This window comes from Amycolatopsis sp. cmx-8-4, assembly GCF_046548675.1.
Classification (GTDB): domain Bacteria; phylum Actinomycetota; class Actinomycetes; order Mycobacteriales; family Pseudonocardiaceae; genus Amycolatopsis.
The window spans coordinates 46789-68634 of the sequence record NZ_JAEBDZ010000016.1 but is presented as its reverse complement, the minus strand read 5'-3'; the positions used below and the strand labels follow the sequence as shown (position 1 = coordinate 68634).

Sequence of the window (21846 nt, the reverse complement as noted above, 5' to 3'; positions counted from 1 at the left end):
TCGAGCAAGCGGAGGTAGCAGTGAGCACCCGTGGCAGCACCCGAGGTGTGGTGTACGTCCACTCGTCGCCGTCTGCGGTGTGTCCGCACGTCGAGTGGGCTATTTCGGGCACCCTCAACGCCCGAGTCGACCTGAAGTGGACGGCGCAGCCGGCCAGTCCGGGTCAGCTTCGCGCCGAATGCGGCTGGCGCGCGCCCGCGGGCACCGGCGCCAGATTGGCGGCGGCCCTCAAGGCGTGGCCGATGATTCGGTTCGAAGTCACCGAAGAGCCCAGCGCGGGCGTCGACGGCGAGCGGTTCTGTTTCGCGCCCGGGCTCGGCCTGTGGCACGGACGGACCAGCGCCAACGGCGACATCGTGGTGGGCGAGGACCAGCTGCGCGCACTCGTGAGCATGACCCGCGGCGGCGAGTCGCTGGCGCACAAGCTCGACGAACTCCTGGCCGCGAGCTGGGACGAAGCGCTCGAGCCGTACCGTCACGCCGGTGACGGTGCTCCGGTGACCTGGCTGCACCAGGTCGGCTGACACCGGACTCCGGCAGCACGGGACCGGTGGCGGGGCCGGTACGCTCTTCCGCGTGACGACCCCCGCCTCCAGCCCCCGCCAGCGCTGGCTGGTGCCCGTCGTGGTCGTGGTGCTGTCCGTGACCGTGGGCGGCGGCCTGCTCGCGCGCGAGCTCTACCGCCGTCCCGACCAGCCCACCGGCGACACGTCGGCGCCGGTGACGGTGCCCCAGCCGGCGACCGGCAGCCAGCCGACCGGTGCCGACATCGTCGGGATGACGCCGGACGCGCAGTCGCACCCGCGGGCCGACGAGGTGCGCAAGGTGCTGGAGACGTACTTCTCGGCCATCAACACCCAGCAGTACTCGAGGTGGATGACCGTGGTCACCACGGAGCGGGTGGCGCAGCAGCCGCTCGGCACGTGGAAGGACGGCATCAAGACCACAAAGGACAGCGAAGCCGTCGTCTACCGGATCGAGCGCGGCTCCGGCACGTCGCTGCGGGTCCTGGTCGGCTTCCGGAGCCGGCAGGCGGTCGAAGACGCCCCGGCGTGGTTCCCGGAGCCGTGCATCCAGTGGCGGCTCGTGCTGCCGATGGTCATCGAGAAGTCCGCGCTGAAGATCGCCGCCGTCGACAACGGCCCGCCCCCCGAACACCAGAAGTGCTGAAACGAGAAGGGGCCCGGCCGAAGCCGGGCCCCTTCTCGTTTGTCAGCGTGCTCAGGCCGCCGGGGTGAACAGCAGAGCGGTGTTGTGCCCGCCGAACCCGAACGAGTTGCTGATCGCCGCGGTCAGCTCGACCTTGCGCGGCTCGCCCGACACGACGTCCAGCTGCACCCGCGGGTCCAGGTCGGTCAGGTTCATCGTGGCCGGCACGATGCCGTGGTACAGCGAGAGGATCGTGATGATCCCCTCCACCGCGCCGGCCCCGCCGACCAGGTGACCCATCGAACCCTTCGGTGCCGTGACGATCGCGTGGTCGCCGACCGCCTTGCGGATCGCCGCCGCCTCGCCGATGTCACCGACCACAGTGGACGTCGCGTGCGCGTTCACGTGTCCGACCTCCGCCGGGGTGACGCCGGCCATCTTCATCGCCGCGCGCATCGCGGCGATCTGGCCGATGCCCTCGGGGTGGTTGCCGGTGATGTGGTAGGCGTCCGAGGTGATGCCGTGCCCGGCGATCGTCGCGTAGACGCGCGCCCCGCGGGCCTTCGCCAGGTCCGCGCGCTCCAGGATGACCACGCCCGAGCCCTCGCCGAGGACGAAGCCGTCCCGGTTCGCGTCGAACGGCCGCGACGCGGCCCCCGGGTCGTCGTTGCGCGTGGACACCGTGCGGGCCTGGGCGAACCCGGCGAGCGTGATCGGGTGGATGCACGCTTCGGCACCCCCGGCGACCACGACGTCGGCACGCCCGGAGCGGATCATCTCGACCCCGCTCGCGATGCCCTCGGCGCCGGAGGCACAGGCCGAGGCCGGGGAGTGCACCCCGGCCCGTGCCTTCAGGTCGATGCCGACGTGCGCGGCCGGGCCGTTCGGCATCAGCATCGGCACGGTCAGCGGCGACACCTTGCGGAGACCCTGCTGGTGCAACAGATCGTTCTGGGTGAGCAGGGTGACCGGACCGCCGACGCCGGTACCGATCGACACGCCGAGGCGGTCGGGGTCGACGTCGGTGTGCTCGTCCGTCGGTTCGGTGAAGCCGGCGTCGGCCCACGCCTGACGGGCGGCGATCATCGCGACCTGCTCGCAGCGGTCCATCCGGCGGGCCTGGACCCGCGGCAGGACTTCCGAGGGATCGACGGCCAGCATGCCGCCGATCTTGACCGGCAGCTGCAGCTCCTCGACCCAGTCGGCTTCGATCGTCCGGACCCCGCTCCGCCCGGCCAGCAGACCGTCCCAGGTGGACGTCACGTCCCCGCCGAGCGGTGTGGTGGCGCCGAGACCGGTGATCACGACGTCGATGTTGCTCATGGGTGTCTCCTCAAGGAGGGAAGAGGACTTACTTCGAGTTGGCCGACACGTAGTTGACGGCGTCGCCCACGGTCTTCAGGTTGGCGAGCTCGTCGTCCGGGATCTTGACGCCGAACTTGTCCTCGGCCTGCACGGCGATCTCGACCATCGACAGCGAGTCGATGTCCAGGTCGTCGACGAACGACTTCTCGGCGGTGACGTCGTCCTGAGCCACACCGGCCACCTCTTCGACGATCTCGGCGAGGCCGGCGAGGATCTCAGCGTTGTCAGCCATGGGGTAGTTCCCTTCTCGGTCTTACTTGGGGTCTTGTCCGGTGGGCGAGTGCCCGCCGGGAGCGTAACGGTCAGGGGCAGATGAACGCCTGCCCGGCGTAGGACAAGCCCGCGCCGAACCCGACGGCCAGCACCACGTCGCCGGACTTCGCCGTCCCGGCCTTGCGCATGTGGTCCAGCGCGAGGGGGATGGACGCCGACGAGGTGTTGCCGGAGTACCTGATGTCGTCGGCGACGACCATGTCGTCACGGGCGCCGTTGGCCCGCAGCTTCTTCGCGATCGCCTCGACGATGCGCAGGTTCGCCTGGTGCGGGATCAGCACGTCCACATCGGACGCCTTCAGCCCGGCGACCTCGAGCGCGCGCAGCGCGATCGGCGCGATCTGGGTGGTCGCCCACCGGAAGACCGACTGGCCCTCCTGGTAGATGAACCTGTCCTCGGTCATCCCGATCAGGTCGACGAGGTCGCCGGCACTGCCCCAGGAGACCGGGCCGATCAGCGGCTCGTCGGACGCGCCGACGACCGCGGCGCCCGCGCCGTCGGCGAAGATGATCGCGTTGGCGCGGTCGGCCGGGTTCACCGAGTCGGTGAGCTTCTCGGCGCCGATCACGAGGACCTTCTTGGCGGAGCCCGCGCGGATCAGGTCCGACGCGACGCCCAGGCCGTAGCAGAACCCGGCGCACGCGGCGTTGAGGTCGAACGCGCCGGGGCTCGGGATGCCGATCCGGGCGGCGACCTGCGCGGCGGCGTTCGGGATCTGCGTCGGCATCGTGCAGTTCGGCAGGATCACCGTGTCCACTTCGGACGGGTCGACCCCGGCGTCGGCCAGCGCGGCGGTGCCGGCGGCGACCGCCATGTCGGTGAGCAGCTCGTCCTTCTCGGCGAAGCGGCGCTCGATGATGCCGACGCGGGTCTGGATCCACTCGTCGTTGGTGTCCATGGTCTTCGAGAGGTCGTCGTTGGTGACGATCCGCTCGGGCTGGTAGCTGCCGACGCCCAGCACGCGGCTGCCGCGGGAGCCCGGGTTGAGGCTCAGGGCCGGTCGGTCGGTCACGAGGCGTCCTCCTGGCGCAGCGCCGCCAGTTCGGCCGGCGTCTTCAGCGCGGTGGTAGTGGTGACGACGCCCTTGAGCTGCCGCTTGACCAGGCCGGTCAGCGTGCCCGCGGGCGCGAGTTCGACGGTGCGGGTGACGCCGAGCGAGACCAGGCCGTCCATCGTCAGGTCCCACCGGACCGACCGGGTGACCTGCGCGACGAGCCGCTCCAGGTACTCGGCCCCGCTGGTGACGACGGCGCCGTCCGCGTTGGACAGTAGCGGGCGGGTCGGATCGGCCGGCGTCAGCTCGGCGGCGTGGGCGCGCAGCGCCTCTTCGGCGGGCGCCATGTAGCGCGTGTGGAAGGCGCCGGCGACCTTGAGGGCGCGGATCTTCGTGCCTTCGAGGGGCTCGGCGACGATCTTCGCGATCGCGTCGGCCGCGCCGGAGGCGACGATCTGCCCCGCTCCGTTGCGGTTCGCCGCGGTCAGGCCCCGCTCGCCCAGCCACGCGACGACCTGCTCGGGGTCCCCGAGCATCACCGCGGCCATCGACGTCGGTTCGATCGCGCACGCCTTCGCCATCTCGGCCCCGCGGACGGCGGCGAGCGCGACGGCCTCTTCGGGCTTCAGCACCCCGGCGATCGCGGCGGCGGCCAGCTCCCCCACCGAGTGCCCGGCGACCGGCGCGTCATCGGGGACCGGCGCGGTGGCCTGGAGGTGCTCGAAGGTGAGCAGCGACAACGCGACGATCAGCGGCTGCGCGATCGCGGTGTCCTGGATCTCCTCGGCGCCGGCTTCGGTGCCGAGGCGCAGCAGATCGAGCCCCGCGCGCTCGGACCACTGGGCGACGCGCTCGCGCGCGCCGTCGAGGTCGAGCCAGGGCGTGAACATACCGGGGGCCTGGGATCCCTGGCCGGGAGCGAGCACTGCTGACGTCACCCTCTAAGACAACACGGCGCGGGCACTTTCGCGGGATGCCGACGCTCACAGTGTCTGCCCGGCGTCTTTGTCGGAACCCTCCAAAGACGCGCCGCACCACCTCGCGCGTAACCCGGAAGCCTTGTCGGGTTCAATCACCTTTCGCTGTTAAGTCCATCACGTGACGGGGCTCTCGTGAGAGGGTCGCGGACGGCGCGGGGAGCGGTCACCAGAGGCCGCGGGCGCGGGCCAGCCGGCCCACCGCCAGCGCGATCCGCAGCACCAGCGCGTCCCGGGGGTCGGTCGGCTGGCAGCCCGTCAGGTCCGCCGCCTTGCGCAGGCGGTAGCGGACCGTGTTCGGGTGGACGAACAGCGTCTTCGCGCACGTCTCCAGCACCCCGCCGCTCTCGAGGTAGGCCTCCACCGTGCGCTGCAGCGTCGGGCCGGCCTCCTCCAGCGGGCGGGCGATGGTGTCGACCAGCAGCCGCTCGGCTTCGGCGTCGCCCGAGAGCGCGCGTTCCGGTAGGAGGTCCGCCGAGCGCACCGGGCGGGGCGCGCCCGGCCAGCCGACCACCGCCCGCAGACCGGACAACGCCTCCGTCGCGCTGTGGTGCGCCTCCGCGAGCGTCGGGACCGTCGGGCCGGCCACCACCGGGCCGTCGGCGAAGGCCACCGACATCCGGCCGAGGATCTCGCGTTCCTTCACCCCGCCTTCGGTCGCGCCGCCGATGACGACCACGAGTCGCGAGCCCTGCACGGACAGCAGCACCGGCCGGCCCACGCGGGCGGCGCGGCTGCGGACCTCGAACACGACCGTCGGCGGGTCCTCCGACGGCGGGTTGCCCACCAGGACCGTCGCCGCGGCGGTCGGGTCCCAGCCCAGCGCCGTCGCGCGCGAGAGAACGGACTCTTCGGCGTCGCCACGGACGATGCCGTCGACGACCAGGGCCTCCAGCCGGGCGTCCCACGCGCCGCGCGCCTCGGCCGCGGCGGCGTAGGAGTTGGCCGCGGCGAAGGCGATTTCCCGGCCGTAGCGCAGGATTCCCTCGATCAGCGCGGCCCGCTCGCCCTCGTTCGCCGCGAAGTCCGGCAGCTGCTCCTCGAAAACCTCGATGGCGAGCCGGACCATGCCGACGGCCTGGCGCAGGCTGACCCACCGCGACAGCTCGGCCGGCGCGTCGCGGAACGCCTCGGTGGTGAGCTTCAAGGCCTCTTTGGAGTCCCGCAGCCAGCCGACGAATCCCGCCGCGCCGGCCTGGGTGATCAGCAGAACGCTCGCGCGCTGGTCGGCGGGCAGCCGGGCGAACCACGGCAGCCGCTGTTCCATGACGGCGATGCTGGCGCTCGCCAGGCTGCCGGACGCGTGCTCCAGCCGCCGGAGCGTCTTCGCGGACAGTCCGTGGTGCTTCGGCACACGCCGTGTGGTGGGTTCGGCCATTTCGACGCGATCCTACGGGGCCCGCAACTTTCGTAGCCCGCGATGGCAACGCGGGTCGCTATGCGGCGCGTGTACCCGCTGCCTACGATCGCAGCCAAGCGGAGGAAATGGGGGCACCGGGATGACCGGTCTAGAGATCGACGCGATCTCCAAACGCTACGGCGACGTGGTCGCTCTGCGCGAAATGACGTTCGACGTCCGGCCGGGCGAATTGTTCGGCTTCGTCGGCAGCAACGGCGCCGGGAAGACGACGACCATGCGCATCGCGCTGGGCGTCCTTTCCGCCGACGCCGGCGAAGTGCGCTACGCGGGTGAGCCCGTGACGCACGAAACGCGCCGCCACATCGGTTACATGCCCGAGGAACGCGGGCTGTACCCGAAGATGAAGGTGGGGGAGCAGCTCACGTACCTGGCCCGGCTGCACGGGATGTCCGCGTCCGACGCCAAGACGTCGGCGGAGAAGTGGACGGAACGGCTGGGCGTGGCCGCGCGCCGCGACGACGAGGTGCAGAAGCTCAGCCTCGGCAACCAGCAGCGCGTCCAGCTGGCCGCCGCGCTGGTGCACGAGCCGCGGATCCTGGTGCTCGACGAGCCGTTCTCCGGCCTCGACCCGGTCGCGGTCGACGTGATGAGCCAGGTGCTCAAGGAGAAGGCCGCCGACGGCGTGCCGGTCGTGTTCTCCAGCCACCAGCTCGACCTGGTGGAGCGGCTCTGCGACCGGGTCGGCATCGTCCGGAGTGGACAGATGGTGGAGGTCGGCACGGTCGAGCAGCTGCGCGCCGGCGGCGCGGTGCGGCTGCGCGTCGACGTGCCCGGAGCCGGTGACGACTGGGCCGACGGCCTCGCCGGCGTCAAGGTGCTCGGCCGGAAGGGCACCGCGACCGAGCTGGAGCTGGCCGACGGCGCCGACGACCAAGCCGTGCTCCAGGCCGCGCTGGCCACCGGGCCGGTGCGCGAGTTCGCCCGCGAGCAGCCGACGCTGGCCGACCTGTTCCGTTCCGTCGTGACGACCGAGGAGGTCCCCGCATGAGTACCCCGGTTCCGGACGTCCGGATGAGCGCGGCGGGCGCCGTCGGGCTGGTCGCCTCGCGCGAGATCGGCACCCGCGTCCGCTCCAAGGCCTACCGGGTCACCACCGTCGTCATGCTGCTGCTGATCGTCGTCGGCATCGTCGTGATCAAGCTGATCTCGGGCGGCGGGGGCGCCGACGCGACGATCGGCTACACCCCGGCCACCGCCGGGTTCAGCGCGCCGCTGCAGGCGAGCGGCAAGGCGGTCGACGAGAGCATCGACCTCACCCAGGTCGCCGACGAGGCCGCCGGGCGCGCGAAGCTGGCCGACGGCTCGATCGACGCGCTGCTCACCGGCGACGGCAAGAGCGTGCACGTCCAGGTGAAGAAGGACCTCGACGGCAAGCTCGCGAACGTGCTGCAGCTGCTGTCCCGCCAGGTCGCGCTCGACCAGCAGATCACCACGCTCGGCGGCAACCCGGCCCAGTTCGAGGCCACCGTCTCGGCCGCGAAGTTCGTCGAGGACCCGCCGCTGGAGGAGCCGTACGACTACAACGGCCAGCAGCTGGTGCTCGGCATCGTCGCCGGCATCCTGATCTACCTCTCGCTGATGATCAACGGCCAGAGCGTCGCCCAGGGTGTCGTCGAGGAGAAGACGTCCCGCGTTGTCGAGCTGCTGCTCTCGACGATCAAGCCGTGGCAGCTGATGGCCGGGAAGGTGCTCGGCATCGGGGTGGTCGGGCTGATCCAGATGGTCGTGATCGGGGCCGGCGGGGTGATCGCCGGATTGGCCACGGGCGTGCTCACGGTGTCCGTTTCGGCGGCCGTCGGCACGGTGGTCTGGCTGATCGTCTGGTACCTGCTCGGGTTCTTCATGTACTCGATCGTGTTCGCCGCGCTGGGCGCGCTGGTGTCCCGGCAGGAGGACGTCGGCGGCGCGGTGATGCCGGCGCTGATGTTCGTGATCGCCGGGTACGTGGTGGGGATTTCCGTGCTGCCGTCGGATCCGGGCAACACGTTCGCCGAAGTGCTTTCCGTGATCCCGGTGTTCGCGCCGACGCTGATGCCGATGCGGCTGGCGATGGGCGGGGTGCCGGTGTGGGAAGCCGTGTTGTCGGTGGGGCTGGTGGTGCTGATGATCCCGGTGCTGATCTGGCTCGCCGCGCGGATCTACCGCAACGCCGTCATGCGCAGTGGCGCGAAGGTGAAACTGCGGGACGCTCTGCGCGCCGCCTGACGTTTCCCGGTTGTTCATCCGGCCCTCGGACCGCTTCGGCGTCCGGGGGCCGGTTTGTTCTCGGCCCGTGACACCGGGATTCCCCCAAATGCTCGAGGCCGCCCGGCGCTTGCGGTTTACGCTGCGCCGGACGGCCTCGTCTCCCCGGTCCCCACCGGTAGAACCAGTATGGCTGCCAACGATCTTCGCGCGCCAGTCGTCTCACTCGATCGTGGGGCGCACGAGTTGCCGCCGCCAGGTACCTGATCGACGATCCGGTGCACAACAGCGGCACCACCCGAATCGCGGCGCGATTCGGTGCGAAACATCAAGAGGGAGTCGGCATGGGCCAGCAACTCAAGGACGGACTGGGACAAGCGTGGAACCTCGTGGCCACGTTCGTCCCGAAACTCGTCGGTTTCCTGATCATCCTGCTGATCGGCTGGCTGATCGCAAAGGCCGTCTCGAAGGGCCTGAGCCTCGTTCTCGGAAAGGCCGGGTTCGGCAAGCTGATCGAGAAGACCGGCCTTTCGGCCAGCATCGGCCAGCAGAAGATCGACGCGGCCGGGATCCTCGTGAAACTGGTCTACTACTTCATCCTGCTGATCGCGCTGCAGCTCGCGTTCGGCGTGTTCGGGCCGACGAACCCGGTCAGCCAGCTGCTCAACGACATCATCGCGTTCCTGCCGCGGATCGTGGTCGCGCTGGTGCTGATCGTGGTCGCCGCGGCCATCGCGAAGGTCGTGCGTGACGTCGTCACGTCGGCGATGTCGGGCCGCCCGGCCGGCCGTTACCTGGCCACCGGCGCCTACTGGCTGATCATGGCGTTCGGCATCATCGCCGCGCTCGGCCAGGTCAACATCGCGACCGCGATCACCGGCCCGGTGCTGATCGCCGTGCTGGCCACTATCGGCGGCGTCATCGTCGTCGGCTTCGGCGGCGGCCTGATCAAGCCGGCGCAGGACCGCTGGCGCGGCTGGATGGCGAACATGCAGCAGCAGCTGGCGGAGACGCCGCAGCAGCGCACCGGCGAGATGGGCCGCAGCGAGGCCCCCCACGCGATGGTCGGCGCCGACAACACCCCGACCCCGCCGGTCGGGACCCCGCGCCCGCAGATCTGAGCGGCTGAGTGACGAGACGGGCCCGGCAGACGAGGAAGCTGCCGGGCCCGTTTCGTTACGCTGGGGCGCATGGGGGTCGTGACGGCGCTGTGGCGTTATCCGGTGAAGTCGATGCGCGGGGAACGGCTGGCCGAGGGTGAGTTCACCGCTCGTGGTCTCGACGGCGACCGGTTGTACGCGGTCCGCGATCCGGACGGGAAGTTCGGCAGCGGCAAGAACACCCGCCGCTTTCGCCGGATGGCGGGCCTGCACGAGTTCGCCGCGCGGTACGACGGTGACGTGCCGGTGGTGACCCTCCCGGACGGGCGCGCGATCCGTGGCGACGTCGCCCACGGGGAGATCGCCGCCGCGCTGGGCCGCCCGGGCGTCCGGCTGGTCCGGGAGGCGGACGTCCCGCACCACGACGAAGCCGCCGTCCACCTGGTGACGACGTCGTCGCTGGCCTGGCTGGCCGAGCGCGCTCCCGGCGTCGAGATCGACGCGCGGCGGCTGCGGCCGAACCTCCTGCTCGACACCGGCCCGGCGCCGGAGCTGGCCGAAGAGGCGTGGCTGGGGGAGCGGGTCCGGATCGGCTGGGTCGAGCTGGAGATCCTGCGCCGGGCCGTCCGCTGCGTGATGGTCGGCCTGCCGTGGGACGGCCTCGCGGCCGCGCCCGGCCTGCTGAAGACGATCGCCGACACCAACGACCTGACGCTCGGGGTGCACGCCCGCGTCGTCCACGGCGGCACCGTCCGCGTCGGCGACGTCCACGACGTGGGATGTTCCGCGCCTCACAGTCCCTAGGGAATGCGCCTCTCCCGGAGCATGTTGGTGACCGGTAGGACGAAAGGGGCGTCACGTGAACTACCTGCTGGAACACGGCTTCCGGGTGCTCGGACAGTGGATCTCCATCGCCGAGTTCGCCGGGCAGGTGTTCGCGCTGGCCGTGGTGTTCCTCGCGCAACGTCGCACCTTGTGGACGTGGCCGGTGCAGGTCGGCGCCACGGTGCTGCTGTTCGCCGTCTACGCCTCCGCGCACCTCGGCGGGCTCGCCGCCCGGCAGGTCGCCATCCTCGCCATCTCCGTCTACGGCTGGTGGGCATGGACGCGCCACAAGGACCCCGTGTTCGGCGTCGTCGTGCGCCAGGGCCGGCTCACCGAGCGGCTCGTCATGCTCGGCACGTTCGTCGCCGGCACCACCGTGATGGCCCTGGTCCTCGACGCGCTGCACGCGTCGTGGGCGCCGTGGCCGGACGCCGCGATCTTCGTCGGCACCCTCGTCGCCTTCGGCGCGCAGGGCGCGGGGCTGGTCGAGTTCTGGCTGGTCTGGCTGGTCGTCGACGCGATCGGCGTGCCGCTGCAGATCTCGTCCGGGCTCTACTTCTCGGCCGCGATCTACATCGTGTTCGCCGGGCTGGTCGTGCACGGCTGGTGGACCTGGAACCGCTCGGCCAAGCAGCGCGTCGCGGCCCGCGACCACGGGGTCATGGCAGCATCCAGCTGAGCACCGGCGAGCTCTGCCCGAGCACGATCAGGCACATCACCAGCAGCAGCCCGAGGCTCCACGGCAGGACTTTGCGCAGGAGCTTGCCCTCTTCGCCGGGCAGGTTCGCCGCGACGCAGGCGATGGTGAGGTTCTGCGGCGAGACCATCTTGCCGAGCACACCGCCGGAGCTGTTGGCCGCGGCGAGCAGGTCCGCGGGCAGGCCGGTCTGGTGGGCCGCCGTCACCTGCAGCGCGCCGAACAGCGCGTTCGCCGACGTGTCGGACCCCGAGACGGCGACGCCGAACCAGCCGAGCACCGGGGACAGGAACGCGAGTGCGGCGCCGGCGGCCGCGATGAACGTGCCGATGGTGCTGGTCTGGCCGGACAGGTTCATCACGTAGGCCAGCGCGAGCACGCCGGTGACGGTGAGGATCGCGAAGCGCAGTTCCTTGACCGTGGCCAGCCATTCGCTCAGCGCGCCGCTCGCGGACACGGCCAGCACCGCCGCCGTGATGATCCCGGCGATCAGCACGAGCGTGCCGCCGGTGTTGAGGAACGGCAGCGAGAACGTGTTGCCGGACACCGGTTTCCCGTTCGGCGCGGCGACGTTCAGCCCGAACCAGTGGAACTTCCAGGTCGCCTTGTCCAGCAGGGCCTTGATCGGCGGCAGCTGGCCGAGCGAGAAGATCACGATGATCAGCGCGTACGGCAGGTACGCCTTCACGACGTCGCCGCGGGAATCCTCCGGCGGCGCTTCGGTGGTCGTCGTCCCGCCCAGCCCGACGCGGACGGCTTCGGGCACCGGACGGCGGGTCTGGGGCAGCGCCACCAGCGCGGCCGCGCCGGCGAGCGCGGCGCCGATGTCGGCCAGCTGCGGCGAGACGTAGTTGGACGCGAGGAACTGCACGAGCCCGAACGCGACACCGCAGACCAGCGCGGGCAGCCACGTGTCGCGCAGGCCGCGCTTGCCGTCGACGATGATCACCAGCAGCAGCGGCACGACCAGGGCGAGCAACGGCGTCTGGCGCCCGACGATCGACGACACCTGCTCCAGCGGCAGCCCGGTGACCTGGGCGAGTGTGACGACCGGTGTGCCCATGGCGCCGAACGCGACCGGCGCGGTGTTCGCGACCAGCGCGACGACGGCGGCCTTCACCGGGTGGAAGCCGACGGCCACCAGCATCACGGCGCTGATCGCGACGGGCGCGCCGAAGCCCGCGAGGGCCTCCATCAGCGCGCCGAAGCAGAACGCGATGATTAGCGCCTGGATGCGCGGGTCGTCGGAGATGCGGCCGAACGAGCGGCGCAGCACGTCGAAGTGCCCGGTCCGCACGGTGAGCCGGTAGATCCACAGCGCGTTGACGACGATCCACATGATCGGCCACAGCCCGAACGCGGCGCCGGACAGCGCGCCGGAGACGGCTTGGACGATCGGCATCCCGAACGCGGCGATCCCGACGACCAGCGCGACCAGCAGCCCGATCAGGGCGGCGTGGTGCGCCTTCATCCGGACGACGCCGAGGAGGACGAGCACGGTGGCCAGGGGCAGCACGGCGACGAGCGCGGACAGGCCCAGCGAGCCGAGGGGAGTCACGTCTTGTATGAACAGGGTCTGCACGAACACGGGCGACCTCCGTTTTCCACGATGCGAAAACGGCCTTTCGGCGGAGTGTCCGTGATCCTCCTCACAAACCGGGCGTTACGTCAACAACTTGACGCCACACGGCCCAACGAGTCAGGCTCTCACGTGATCCCAGGGTCGACACGCGTGTCTGGAGGGTCGACACGCGTGATTGGCGGGTCGACACGGCGTAGGCGGGCTCGGGAGTCGTGTCGACCCCCCGATCACGCGAGTTGGCGTGCCAATCACGTGAGCCGGCGTTCTGGTCACGCGGATTACGGCTGGGGGAGGACGGCGAGGGCGGTTTCGGCGACCGTGCGGAGTTCGGCGGGGCTCGAGCCGCCCTTGCCGAGGGCTTCGATGCCGCGGGTGACGGCCAGCAGCAGGCTCGCGAGGTGGGCCGGGTCCTGGTCGCCGGCGATGTCGCCCGCGCGCTGGGCGGCCGCGATGGCCGCCGTCAGCTGCTCCCGCAGCTCGTGGAAGACGCGCTGGGCGCGGGCTGCGACGGCCTCGTCGTGCTCCGCGCACTCCGCGGTGCCCTTCGCGAGCATGCAGCCGCGCCGGTCCCGGTCCGCTGCCGTGGACTCGGCGATCCCCACGACGTAATCGCGGATCCGCTGGTGAGCGCCGCTGTCGGGACCTTCGAGCGCGCGGCGCGTCGACTCGGCTGACTCGGTGCAGTAGTCGTCGAAGACGCGCAGGAACAGGGCGTGTTTGTCGCCGAAGGCGCCGTAGAGGCTGCCCTTGCCGAGGCCGGTCGCGGCGGCGATGTCGTCGATCTTCGTGCCCGCGTAGCCGGTCGCCCAGAACTGGTCCCTGGCGGCGCGCAGCACCGCGTCCTGGTCGAAGCTCCGGGGTCGCGCCATGCCCTCAGCGTACTCATTCTTGACTGTCTCGTCCATAACGGCGTAAGTTCTGGACGAGACAGTCAAGAACTCGACCAGGGGAGCATCGTGACCAGCACACTGAAGGACAAGACGGCCGTCGTGACCGGCGCCGGCACCGGCATCGGGCTCGCCATCGCGAAGCGGTTCGCGGCCGAAGGCGCGCACGTGTTCATCACCGGGCGGCGCAAGGAGGTCCTCGACGACGCCGTCGCCGAGATCGGTGGCAGCGTGCAGGCGATCCGCGCCGACTCCTCGAACCTCGCCGACCTCGACGCGCTCTACCGCGCCGTCGAAGAGCGCGGGAAGGGCCTCGACGTCGTCGTCGCCAACTCCGGCGGCGGCACCGTCGCCCCGCTCGGCGAGATCACCGAGGAGCAGGTCGACGGCACGTTCGCCACGAACGTCAAGGGCGTCGTCTTCACCGTGCAGAAGGCCTTGCCACTGCTCAACGAGAACGCGTCGATCATCATCACGGGCTCGACGACGTCGACGCGCGTGGCGCCGGGCATGAGCATCTACGCCGCGACGAAGGCCGCCGTCCGCAACTTCGCCCGGACCTGGGCGCTCGACCTGAAGGGCAAGAGCGTCCGCGTGAACGTGCTGAGCCCGGGACCGACGCGCACCCCGGGCCTGCTCGGCCTGGCCGAGCCCGCCGCCCAGCAGGCCATGCTCGACATGTTCGAGGCCGACGTCCCGCTCGGCCGGATCGGCGACCCGTCCGAGATCGCCGGCGCGGCACTGTTCCTGGCCTCACCCGACGCCAGCTTCGTCAACGGCGTCGAGTTCTTCGTCGATGGCGGCCAGGCGCAGGTCTGACCGGGCTCAGCGCAGCGTCGCGTGTGACGGCCTGAGGTCGGCGAGGGTGCGGACGCCCAGCAGCTGCATCGTGCGGACCATCTCCGTCGAGAGGATGTCCACGCAGCGCTGGACGCCGCGCTCGCCGCCGGCCATCAGGCCGTAGAGGAACGCGCGGCCGACCAGAACGGCGTCGGCGCCGCGGGCGATGGCCGCGACGATGTCGCCGCCGGACAGGATGCCCGTGTCGATCCAGACCTCGGCGCCGCCCTGGATCTCGTCGAGCACCGCCGGGAGCAGCTCCAGGGGCGTCGGCGCGCGGTCCAGCTGGCGGCCGCCGTGGTTCGAGATCAGCACCGCGTCGGCGCCGTGCTTGACGACGTCGCGCGCGTCGTCGACGTTCTGCACGCCCTTGACCACGAGCTTCCCGGGCCAGGTGCGGCGCACCCAGTCGAGGTCGTCGTAGTTCAGCGTCGGGTCGAACAGCTTGTTCAGCAGCTCGGCGACGGTGCCGTCGAAGTGGCTGAGCGAGGCGAAGTTCAGCGGCTCGGTGGTGAGCAGGTTGAACCACCACGCGGGGTGCGTCGCGCCGTCGAGGAACGTCTTGAGCGTGAGCGCCGGCGGGATGGTCAGGCCGTTGCGGACGTCCCGCAGCCGCGCGCCGCCGACCGGGGTGTCGACGGTCAGCATGAGCGTGTCGAAGCCGTGTTCCCACGCGCGATTCATCAGATCTTCGCCGGCGCCGTGGTCGCGCCAGACGTAGAGCTGGAACCACTTGCGGGCCCCGGGCGCGGCGGCGGCGAGGTCCTCGATCGACGTCGTCGCCATGGTCGAGAGCCCCACCGGGATGCCGTTGCGCTCGGCGACGCGGGCCACCGCGCGCTCGCCCTCGTGCTGCATCATCCGGGTGAAACCGGTGGGAGCGAAGGCGAAGGGCAAGGCTGAGGTCTTGCCGAGGATCTCCCGCGTGGTGTCCACATCGGACACCCCGCGCAGGACATTCGGGTGGAACTCGACCCGCCGGTAGGCCTGGCGGGCGCGCAGCAGGCTGTCTTCGAGCTCGGCCGCGCCGTCGGTGTAGTCGAAGGCCGCCCGCGGGGTCCGCTTGCGCGCGGCCGTGCGCAGGTCGGCGATGGTGTGCGCGTTGCCGAGACGCCGGTCGGTCGGGTTCAGCACGATCGGCTTGGGCCGCAGGAGCTGCTTCAGCTCGTCCGGCTTCGGCAGTCGGCGCTTCGTCACCTTCATCAACTCCCTCAACAGCCTGCACGGCGAACGGGACCCGGCAGACATCGGATGTCTGCCGGGTCCCTTTCTAGCACCAGGTCACGCGCTGCCGGAATCCGACGTCTGCGGCCCGGCGGCCGCGACGTCGTCGAGCCGGTACTTCGTGGCCGCTTCGAGGACCTTCGCCTGGTCGACCTCGCCGCGCTTGGCCAGGATCGACAGCGCGCCGACCGTGATCGACTCGGCGTCGACCAGGAACTTCCGCCGCGCCGCGGGCCGGGTGTCGGAGAACCCGAACCCGTCGGTGCCGAGCGTCAGCATGTCGGTCGGCACGTACGGGCGGATCAGGTCCGGCACCGAGCGCATCCAGTCCGACACCGCCACGACCGGTCCGTTCGTGCCCGAAAGCGCCTCGGTCACGTACGGCACGCGCGGCTCGCTGCCCGGGTAGAGCAGGTTGTCGTGGTCGATTTCGACGGCCTCGCGCCGCAGCTCGGTCCACGACGTCGCCGACCACACGGCCGCCCGCACGCCCCACTCCTCGGCGAGGAGCTTCTGCGCCTTCAGCGCGTCCGGCATCGTGACGCCCGAGACCAGGATCTGCACCTCGGGACCGTCGCCCTCCGGGGCGTCCGCGTACTTGTACAGGCCCTTCAGCAGACCGTTGACGTCGAGGTTCGCCGGCTCGGCGGGCTGCTGGTACGGCTCGTTGTAGATCGTCATGTAGTAGAAGACGTTCTCGCCGTTGCCGTCCGGGCCGGTCTCGCCGTACATCCGGCGGAGGCCGTCCTTCACGATGTGCGCGATCTCGAACGACCACGACGGGTCGTACGCCACGGCCGCCGGGTTGGTCGACGCCAGCAGCAGCGAGTGCCCGTCGGCGTGCTGCAGGCCCTCACCGGTCAGCGTGGTGCGCCCGGCGGTGGCGCCGATGACGAACCCGCGGGCCATCTGGTCGGCGGCGGCGTAGAGGCCGTCACCGGTGCGCTGGAACCCGAACATCGAGTAGAAGATGTAGATCGGGATCATCGGCTCGCCGTGCGTCGCGTACGACGTGCCGACGGCGGTGAACGACGCGGTCGAGCCCGCCTCGTTGATGCCCTCGTGCAGCAGCTGGCCCTTCTCGGACTCCTTGTAGGCCAGCATCAGGCTCGCGTCGACCGACGTGTACGTCTGGCCGTGCGGGTTGTAGATCTTGGCCGTCGGGAACATCGAGTCGAGGCCGAAGGTGCGGGCCTCGTCCGGGATGATCGGGACGACGCGCTTGCCGATCTCGGAGTCCTTCGCCAGCTCGCGGACGAGCCGGACGAACGCCATCGTCGTGGCGACCTCCTGCTTGCCCGAGCCCTTCCGGACGCCTTCGTAGACCTTGTCGCCGGGCAGCACGAGCGCCTTCGCCGACTTCGGGCGGCGTTCCGGCAGGAAGCCGCCGAGCGCCTTGCGGCGGCCGATCAGGTACTCGATCTCCGCCGAGTCCTTGCCCGGGTGGTAGTACGGCGGCAGCTTCGGGTCGCGCTCGAGCTCCTCGTCGCTGATCGGGATCCGCTGCGAGTCGCGGAACAGCTTCAGGTCGTCGAGGGTGAGCTTCTTCATCTGGTGCGTGGCGTTGCGGCCCTCGAACGCCGGGCCCAGGCCGTAGCCCTTGATGGTGTGGGCCAGGATCACCGTCGGCTGGCCGTGGTGCTCCAGCGCCGACTTGTAGGCCGCGTACACCTTGCGGTAGTCGTGGCCGCCGCGCTTGAGGTTCCAGATGTCGGCGTCGGAGAGGTCCTTGACCAGGTCCTTCGTCCGCGGGTCGCGGCCGAAGAAGTGCTCCCGGACGAACGCGCCGTCGTTGGCCTTGTACGTCTGGTAGTCGCCGTCCGGCGTCACGTTCATCAGGTTGACCAGGGCGCCGTCGCGGTCGGCGTGCAGCAGCGAGTCCCACTCACGGCCCCAGATGACCTTGATGACGTTCCAGCCGGCGCCGCGGAAGTACGACTCCAGCTCCTGGATGATCTTGCCGTTGCCGCGCACCGGGCCGTCGAGCCGCTGCAGGTTGCAGTTGATCACGAAGGTCAGGTTGTCGAGGCCTTCGCCGGCCGCGATGTGGATCAGGCCGCGCGACTCCGCCTCGTCCATCTCGCCGTCGCCCAGGAACGCCCAGACGTGCTGGTCGTTGGTGTTCTTGATGCCGCGGTCGCGCAGGTAGCGGTTGAACCGCGCCTGGTAGATGGCGTTCATCGGGCCGAGGCCCATCGACACCGTCGGGTTCTCCCAGAACTCCGGCATCAGCCGCGGGTGCGGGTACGACGGCAGGCCGCCGCCCTCACCGGCGTGCGAGTACTCCTGGCGGAAGCCGTCGAGCTGCTGCTCGGACAGCCGGCCCTCGAGGAACGCGCGGGCGTAGATGCCGGGGGAGGCGTGCCCCTGGATGTAGATCTGGTCGCCGCCGCCGGAGTGGTCCTTGCCGCGGAAGAAGTGGTTGAACCCGACTTCGTAGAGCGCGGCGGACGAGGCGTAGGTCGAGATGTGGCCGCCGACGCCGACGCCGGGGCGCTGCGCCCGGTGCACCATGATCGCGGCGTTCCACCGGATGTAGGCCCGGTAGCGGCGCTCGATCTCCTCGTCACCGGGGAACCACGGTTCGTTCTCGGTGGGGATGGTGTTGACGTAGTCCGTCGAGGTCAGCGCGGGCACACCGACGTTGCGTTCACGAGCGCGCTCCAGGATGCGCAGCATCAGGTACCGGGCCCGCTGCTGGCCTCCCCTGGCCAGCGCCTCGTCGAAGGAGTCCAGCCACTCGGCGGTCTCCTCCGGGTCGATGTCGGGCAGGTGCGCAGCCAATCCGTCACGGATTACGCGTACGCGTGCCGGGGTCTCCTTGCCGGAGGCGCCGTCGTTCTGCGGGGCCAAGGGGTCTCCTTGCGAAAAGTTGTAGCCGGTGGTGCTCGTACTCGGGGGTGTACGACTCTCCATCGTCGTCTTCCCTCCCGGCTTCCGCACTGCTACTAGGCGGTAACATCAGCCGACCCGATCGAGTCGCTCCCCGCGCGCGGTGTATCCGCGCGCGCGTTTTCTTCCTCATCACCCTAGGGGACGGGCTCCGGCGGGGTGGCAGACCGGTCCCTGAGGTACCCGATACGCCGTCGCGGCGGGGGCCCCGCGGCCCGTATCCTGCGACACGAGTTGTCACGGATCCGGTGTGGACGGTTGCGCGCAGAGCCACACCAGTGTTCGCTATCGGCAACCGGGTAGCCGAGTGTGGCGCAGCCGTACCCTCCACGAGGGTGCTCGAGCGCCACGCTCCGTCGTAGTTGGAGGAGTGAAGCAGTGGTCGCCGCGGGAGACGCTGATCAGACCGGCGTCGCCGAGAGGCTCGGCATCAAGCCCGAGATGGTGGTCCAGGAGATCGGCTGGGACGAGGACGTCGACGACGACGTCCGCGCGGCGATCGAGGAGCAGATCGGCGGGGACATCCTCGACGAGGAAGCCGACGAGGTCATCGACGTGGTGCTGCTGTGGTGGCGCCAGGACGACGGCGACCTCGGCGACGCGCTCATCGACGCCAGGGGCCCCCTGGAAGAGACCGGCGTGATCTGGGTGCTGACCCCGAAGACGGGACAGCCCGGGCACGTCGAGCCGAGTGAGATCGCGGAAGCGGTGCCCGTCGTCGGGCTGGCCCAGACCGCCAACATCAGTGTCGGCGCGAACTGGATCGGCACGAGGCTGGTGTCCCCGAAGTCGAAGTCGAAACAGCGCTGAACCGGCCCCGCCCGGCTGACACGATAGGGTTGTCGTCGCAGGCACGTGTCCGTACGGGAGAGGAAACGCGGTATGACCGTCGAGGTCGGTTCTGAGGCCCCTGACTTCACGCTCAACGACTACAACAAGCAGCCGGTGCAGCTGTCGTCCTTCCGGGGCGACAAGCCGGTGCTGGTGGTCTTCTACCCGTTCGCGTTCAGCGGCATCTGCACGGGCGAGCTCTGCCAGCTCCGCGACGAGTTCGCCGACTACGACAACAAGGGCGTCCAGGTCCTGGGCGTCTCGGTCGACACGCCGTTCTCGCTCAAGGCGTGGGCCGAGAAGGAGGGCTACCAGTTCCCGCTGCTGTCCGACTTCTGGCCGCACGGTGACGTGGCGCGCGCGTACGGCGTCTTCAACGAGCAGGCGGGTCTCGCGGTCCGCGGCACCTTCCTGGTCGACAAGGAAGGCGTGGTCCGCTTCGCCGAGGTGAACGCCCCGGGCGAGGCGCGCGACCAGCAGGGCTGGAAGAAGGCCGTCGCCGAACTGGCGTGAGGCTCCACGGCGGCGGTCCCCCTTGCAGGTGGGCCGCCGCCGTCCGGGCGCATAGCTCAGCGGAAGAGCACTCGGTTTACACCCGAGCGGTCGCAGGTTCGAACCCTGCTGCGCCCACCAAGTCGTGCTTATTCACACCCCGGACAGAGAAGATCATCTTCCAGGCCGGGGTGTCTTCGTTTCCGCCACCCAGACCGTCCGTGACGTCGTCAAACGTCGCCCGGAAGACGTGAGACGGACGCCGCCGATCGGTCTCGTCTGCGGTCATCTGGGACGGATTCTCGACCGGATGGTCGTCGGTTGCCGCTGAGGCGGTCACGCCATCGAGCAGTGTGGCGAAGGGCTCGGTCAGGTCGCGGCCGACCACCCCGCCGTCTTCGTCGATGTAGAGCTTCTTGAAAAAGCCTTGGTTGATCTGCCGCCGGATATTGTCCGGTGCGGTGAGGTAGGCCGCCGGGCACCGCTCGGCAGCCATCAGGGCTTCGGCCAGGGTCTGTTCAATGTCGGCGGTCGTGGCCTTGGCGCTTTGGATCTCGCGGTCGGCTTGGGCTAGTTGCCGGGTAAGCCGTTGCATCTCAGTCACGAGCAGGTCCTGCGGGACGGCGCCGGCGTAGTGGGCCTGAAGGAGCTTTTGGCGCTCGTCCTGGACGGTGTCCTTCAGCCGCTGGGCGTGCTTGAGGTGCTTGTTGGCGTCTTGTTCTTGCTGGGCCAGCTCCTGCCGCACGGCAGCTTGGATGTGGGCACTGAGCTCTGGGGAGATGCGAAAGCGCTGGTAGAAGGCATCCATGCCTTCCTCGATGCGCTCCAGGCGCATACCCGGACGGTGACAGTTGTTCTGCTTGGTCTTCTTCTTGACGCAGATGTAGTAGGCGTAGGTACCGCCACGGCCGGTGTTCTCGGAGTAGACGAGCCGACCGCCGCAGTCGGAGCAGTAGATGGTGCCGCGCAGGTAGTGGTTGTGCTTGTAGTCCCTGTCGCCGACGTGGTTGTGACTCGACAGAGTGTCTTGGATGGCGAGCCAGGTTTCGGGCTCGATGAGCGGCTGGTGCTTGCCTTCGTAGTGGATGCCCTGGTAGGCGACGACACCCATGTAGTACGGGTTGCGTAGCAAGGAGTGCATGCCGTTGAGCGAAATGGGTTGAGCTGCACGCTTCGGCGTGGGGCGGGCCGTGAGCCCTTTGGCCTGGGCAGTGAGTGTGAGATCCGACACAGTCCACTCGCCGGTGGCGTACTGCTCAAGGCACCAGCGCACGAGGTCGGCCCGCTCGGGGTCGAGGATGACCGTGGCCGCCAGCACGCCGTTGATCGGTTGGCGGACGTTGATGTAGCCCGTGGGAGCACGGAACGGCGTGCCGCCCTCTTCGGCCTTGCGGAGCGAGCCCTTCATGACCTCAAGGGCGAGGTTGCCGGAGTAGAACTGGGCGATCTCAGCCATGAGGCCGTACAACAGCCGGCCACTGGGGGTGTCATCGATGTTCTCGGTGCATGACACGAGCTGGGCGCCGTGCTTCTTCAGTGCGAGGTTGATCGCGATGTCGTCTTCGCGGTTGCGGGCGAGCCGGTCGATCTTGTGCACGATGACGTAGTCCGGGCGGAGCGTTCGTACGTCCTGCAACATACGCTGCAAGTCGTCGCGATCCGCGGAGCGGGCTGACTCACCCGCGTCAACATATTCTTCGTGTACAACAGCGCCCAGCTGTTCGGCTTTGACGAGACAGGCGGCGCGCTGGGCCGGGATGGAATACCCCTCAGCGCCGCCGCCCGTTCGAGCCTGCTCTTTGGTGCTGACACGCAAGTAGATGAGGGCGACCGGCAGGCCGTCTCGCTCGCGTGGGGCGGTGACATTATGTCGTGGCTTTCGCGCCGGACGCTGGGCGGCAGCCTCCAGCGCGTTCTGGCGGGCGCTTTTGTTATTGGTTGATTCTGTGGTGTCCATCTTGAAGCTACCTCCTAACGGTTCGGGCTACTCTTAGGCTCAAGTGAAGTGTCTTGTGCTGCTTGGCAGGCCAATTGGTATCGCTCAATTCCCTTCTTGGTGGCCCGCCGGTGCTGCTCGCGTGCCAGCTGTGCAATTTCCAGCCTGATGCCTTGG

At 69.8% G+C, this 21846-nt stretch carries 21 protein-coding genes and 1 tRNA gene; 12 read left to right on the top strand and 10 right to left on the bottom strand.

Annotation, left to right across the window (positions count from 1 at the left end; all coding sequences use genetic code 11):
* The first annotated feature begins 20 nt into the window (after window positions 1-20).
* On the top strand, window positions 21-524 hold the full coding sequence (locus tag ACLJQZ_RS30135) for a DUF3145 domain-containing protein (protein WP_247062565.1): 504 nt from the start codon (window positions 21-23) through the stop codon (window positions 522-524).
* Window positions 525-576: 52 nt separating this feature from the next.
* On the top strand, window positions 577-1170 hold the full coding sequence (locus tag ACLJQZ_RS30130; protein ID WP_410623237.1) for a hypothetical protein: 594 nt from the start codon (window positions 577-579) through the stop codon (window positions 1168-1170).
* A gap of 51 nt (window positions 1171-1221) precedes the next feature.
* Here ACLJQZ_RS30130 and ACLJQZ_RS30125 read toward each other — a convergent pair whose 3' ends face one another.
* The 5 genes from ACLJQZ_RS30125 to ACLJQZ_RS30105 all read right to left on the bottom strand — a co-directional run bounded on the left by ACLJQZ_RS30125 (window position 1222) and on the right by ACLJQZ_RS30105 (window position 6137).
* Window positions 1222-2472: a beta-ketoacyl-[acyl-carrier-protein] synthase family protein gene (locus ACLJQZ_RS30125; protein WP_410623236.1), complete on the bottom strand. Its 1251-nt coding sequence runs from the start codon at window positions 2470-2472 to the stop codon at window positions 1222-1224.
* A gap of 28 nt (window positions 2473-2500) precedes the next feature.
* Window positions 2501-2746 (bottom strand): acyl carrier protein, encoded by a 246-nt coding sequence (locus tag ACLJQZ_RS30120; RefSeq protein WP_004559006.1) that lies wholly within the window; start codon window positions 2744-2746, stop codon window positions 2501-2503.
* Window positions 2747-2816: 70 nt separating this feature from the next.
* Complete coding sequence (locus ACLJQZ_RS30115; protein WP_410623235.1) at window positions 2817-3800, bottom strand: beta-ketoacyl-ACP synthase III; 984 nt, start codon at window positions 3798-3800, stop codon at window positions 2817-2819.
* Window positions 3797-4720: an ACP S-malonyltransferase gene (locus ACLJQZ_RS30110; protein ID WP_410623234.1), complete on the bottom strand. Its 924-nt coding sequence runs from the start codon at window positions 4718-4720 to the stop codon at window positions 3797-3799. The genes ACLJQZ_RS30115 and ACLJQZ_RS30110 overlap by 4 nt, the downstream gene beginning before the upstream one ends.
* A 205-nt stretch (window positions 4721-4925) precedes the next feature.
* On the bottom strand, window positions 4926-6137 hold the full coding sequence (locus tag ACLJQZ_RS30105) for a PucR family transcriptional regulator (protein WP_410623233.1): 1212 nt from the start codon (window positions 6135-6137) through the stop codon (window positions 4926-4928).
* A gap of 121 nt (window positions 6138-6258) precedes the next feature.
* Between ACLJQZ_RS30105 and ACLJQZ_RS30100 the strand changes: the two genes are divergently transcribed.
* From ACLJQZ_RS30100 to ACLJQZ_RS30080, 5 genes are all read left to right on the top strand, one after another.
* Window positions 6259-7167, top strand: a complete 909-nt coding sequence (locus tag ACLJQZ_RS30100; RefSeq protein ID WP_410623232.1) for an ABC transporter ATP-binding protein — start codon at window positions 6259-6261, stop codon at window positions 7165-7167.
* Window positions 7164-8384 (top strand): ABC transporter permease, encoded by a 1221-nt coding sequence (locus ACLJQZ_RS30095; RefSeq protein WP_410623231.1) that lies wholly within the window; start codon window positions 7164-7166, stop codon window positions 8382-8384. The genes ACLJQZ_RS30100 and ACLJQZ_RS30095 overlap by 4 nt, the downstream gene beginning before the upstream one ends.
* A 323-nt stretch (window positions 8385-8707) precedes the next feature.
* Window positions 8708-9484: a mechanosensitive ion channel family protein gene (locus tag ACLJQZ_RS30090; RefSeq protein ID WP_410623230.1), complete on the top strand. Its 777-nt coding sequence runs from the start codon at window positions 8708-8710 to the stop codon at window positions 9482-9484.
* Window positions 9485-9553: 69 nt separating this feature from the next.
* Window positions 9554-10267 carry an MOSC domain-containing protein gene (locus ACLJQZ_RS30085; protein WP_410623229.1) on the top strand — a complete coding sequence of 238 codons (714 nt, stop codon included), beginning with the start codon at window positions 9554-9556 and terminating at the stop codon, window positions 10265-10267.
* A gap of 55 nt (window positions 10268-10322) precedes the next feature.
* Window positions 10323-10967, top strand: coding sequence for a nicotinamide riboside transporter PnuC (locus ACLJQZ_RS30080; RefSeq protein WP_410623228.1), 645 nt, complete (start codon window positions 10323-10325; stop codon window positions 10965-10967).
* Here the strand turns inward: ACLJQZ_RS30080 and ACLJQZ_RS30075 are convergent.
* Entirely contained in the window at window positions 10948-12558 is a 1611-nt protein-coding gene (locus ACLJQZ_RS30075; protein WP_410623353.1) for an L-lactate permease, read from the bottom strand. The two genes, ACLJQZ_RS30080 and ACLJQZ_RS30075, sit on opposite strands and share 20 nt — an antisense overlap.
* A gap of 287 nt (window positions 12559-12845) precedes the next feature.
* The gene (locus tag ACLJQZ_RS30070; RefSeq protein WP_410623227.1) at window positions 12846-13436 is read right to left on the bottom strand and encodes a TetR/AcrR family transcriptional regulator; all 591 of its coding nucleotides are present in this window, start codon (window positions 13434-13436) and stop codon (window positions 12846-12848) included.
* Between the two features lie 87 nt (window positions 13437-13523).
* Here ACLJQZ_RS30070 and ACLJQZ_RS30065 point away from each other — a divergent pair, with 87 nt between their 5' ends.
* On the top strand, window positions 13524-14273 hold the full coding sequence (locus ACLJQZ_RS30065; RefSeq protein ID WP_410623226.1) for an SDR family NAD(P)-dependent oxidoreductase: 750 nt from the start codon (window positions 13524-13526) through the stop codon (window positions 14271-14273).
* A 6-nt stretch (window positions 14274-14279) separates the two neighbouring features.
* On the opposite strand, the gene ACLJQZ_RS30060 is transcribed toward ACLJQZ_RS30065, so the two are convergent.
* Window positions 14280-15491, bottom strand: a complete 1212-nt coding sequence (locus tag ACLJQZ_RS30060) for an alpha-hydroxy-acid oxidizing protein (protein ID WP_410623225.1) — start codon at window positions 15489-15491, stop codon at window positions 14280-14282.
* Window positions 15492-15575: 84 nt separating this feature from the next.
* Complete coding sequence (aceE, locus tag ACLJQZ_RS30055; protein WP_410623224.1) at window positions 15576-18371, bottom strand: pyruvate dehydrogenase (acetyl-transferring), homodimeric type; 2796 nt, start codon at window positions 18369-18371, stop codon at window positions 15576-15578.
* A 417-nt stretch (window positions 18372-18788) separates the two neighbouring features.
* Between aceE and ACLJQZ_RS30050 the strand changes: the two genes are divergently transcribed.
* The 3 genes from ACLJQZ_RS30050 to ACLJQZ_RS30040 all read left to right on the top strand — a co-directional run bounded on the left by ACLJQZ_RS30050 (window position 18789) and on the right by ACLJQZ_RS30040 (window position 19874).
* Window positions 18789-19220 (top strand): DUF3052 domain-containing protein, encoded by a 432-nt coding sequence (locus tag ACLJQZ_RS30050; protein WP_247062584.1) that lies wholly within the window; start codon window positions 18789-18791, stop codon window positions 19218-19220.
* A 72-nt stretch (window positions 19221-19292) separates the two neighbouring features.
* A complete protein-coding gene (locus tag ACLJQZ_RS30045; protein WP_247062586.1) occupies window positions 19293-19754 on the top strand; it encodes a peroxiredoxin in 462 nt (153 codons plus the stop codon).
* 45 nt (window positions 19755-19799) lie between these two features.
* A tRNA-Val gene (locus tag ACLJQZ_RS30040) sits at window positions 19800-19874 on the top strand.
* On the opposite strand, the gene ACLJQZ_RS30035 is transcribed toward ACLJQZ_RS30040, so the two are convergent.
* Window positions 19831-21549, bottom strand: coding sequence for a recombinase family protein (locus tag ACLJQZ_RS30035; protein ID WP_410623352.1), 1719 nt, complete (start codon window positions 21547-21549; stop codon window positions 19831-19833). The genes ACLJQZ_RS30040 and ACLJQZ_RS30035 overlap by 44 nt on opposite strands.
* Between ACLJQZ_RS30035 and ACLJQZ_RS30030 the strand changes: the two genes are divergently transcribed.
* On the top strand, window positions 21433-21675 hold the full coding sequence (locus ACLJQZ_RS30030; protein WP_410623223.1) for a hypothetical protein: 243 nt from the start codon (window positions 21433-21435) through the stop codon (window positions 21673-21675). The genes ACLJQZ_RS30035 and ACLJQZ_RS30030 overlap by 117 nt on opposite strands.
* The last annotated feature ends 171 nt before the right edge of the window (window positions 21676-21846 follow it).

What these genes read in the sequence shown, in the direction of transcription:
- ACLJQZ_RS30125 (WP_410623236.1), bottom strand. Translation starts at nt 2,472, where the DNA reads ATGAGCAACATCGACGTCGTGATCACCGGTCTCGGCGCCACCACACCG.
- ACLJQZ_RS30120 (WP_004559006.1), bottom strand. Translation starts at nt 2,746, where the DNA reads ATGGCTGACAACGCTGAGATCCTCGCCGGCCTCGCCGAGATCGTCGAA.
- ACLJQZ_RS30105 (WP_410623233.1), bottom strand. Translation starts at nt 6,137, where the DNA reads ATGGCCGAACCCACCACACGGCGTGTGCCGAAGCACCACGGACTGTCC.
- ACLJQZ_RS30100 (WP_410623232.1), top strand. Translation starts at nt 6,259, where the DNA reads ATGACCGGTCTAGAGATCGACGCGATCTCCAAACGCTACGGCGACGTG.
- ACLJQZ_RS30095 (WP_410623231.1), top strand. Translation starts at nt 7,164, where the DNA reads ATGAGTACCCCGGTTCCGGACGTCCGGATGAGCGCGGCGGGCGCCGTC.
- ACLJQZ_RS30090 (WP_410623230.1), top strand. Translation starts at nt 8,708, where the DNA reads ATGGGCCAGCAACTCAAGGACGGACTGGGACAAGCGTGGAACCTCGTG.
- ACLJQZ_RS30085 (WP_410623229.1), top strand. Translation starts at nt 9,554, where the DNA reads ATGGGGGTCGTGACGGCGCTGTGGCGTTATCCGGTGAAGTCGATGCGC.
- ACLJQZ_RS30070 (WP_410623227.1), bottom strand. Translation starts at nt 13,436, where the DNA reads ATGGCGCGACCCCGGAGCTTCGACCAGGACGCGGTGCTGCGCGCCGCC.
- ACLJQZ_RS30045 (WP_247062586.1), top strand. Translation starts at nt 19,293, where the DNA reads ATGACCGTCGAGGTCGGTTCTGAGGCCCCTGACTTCACGCTCAACGAC.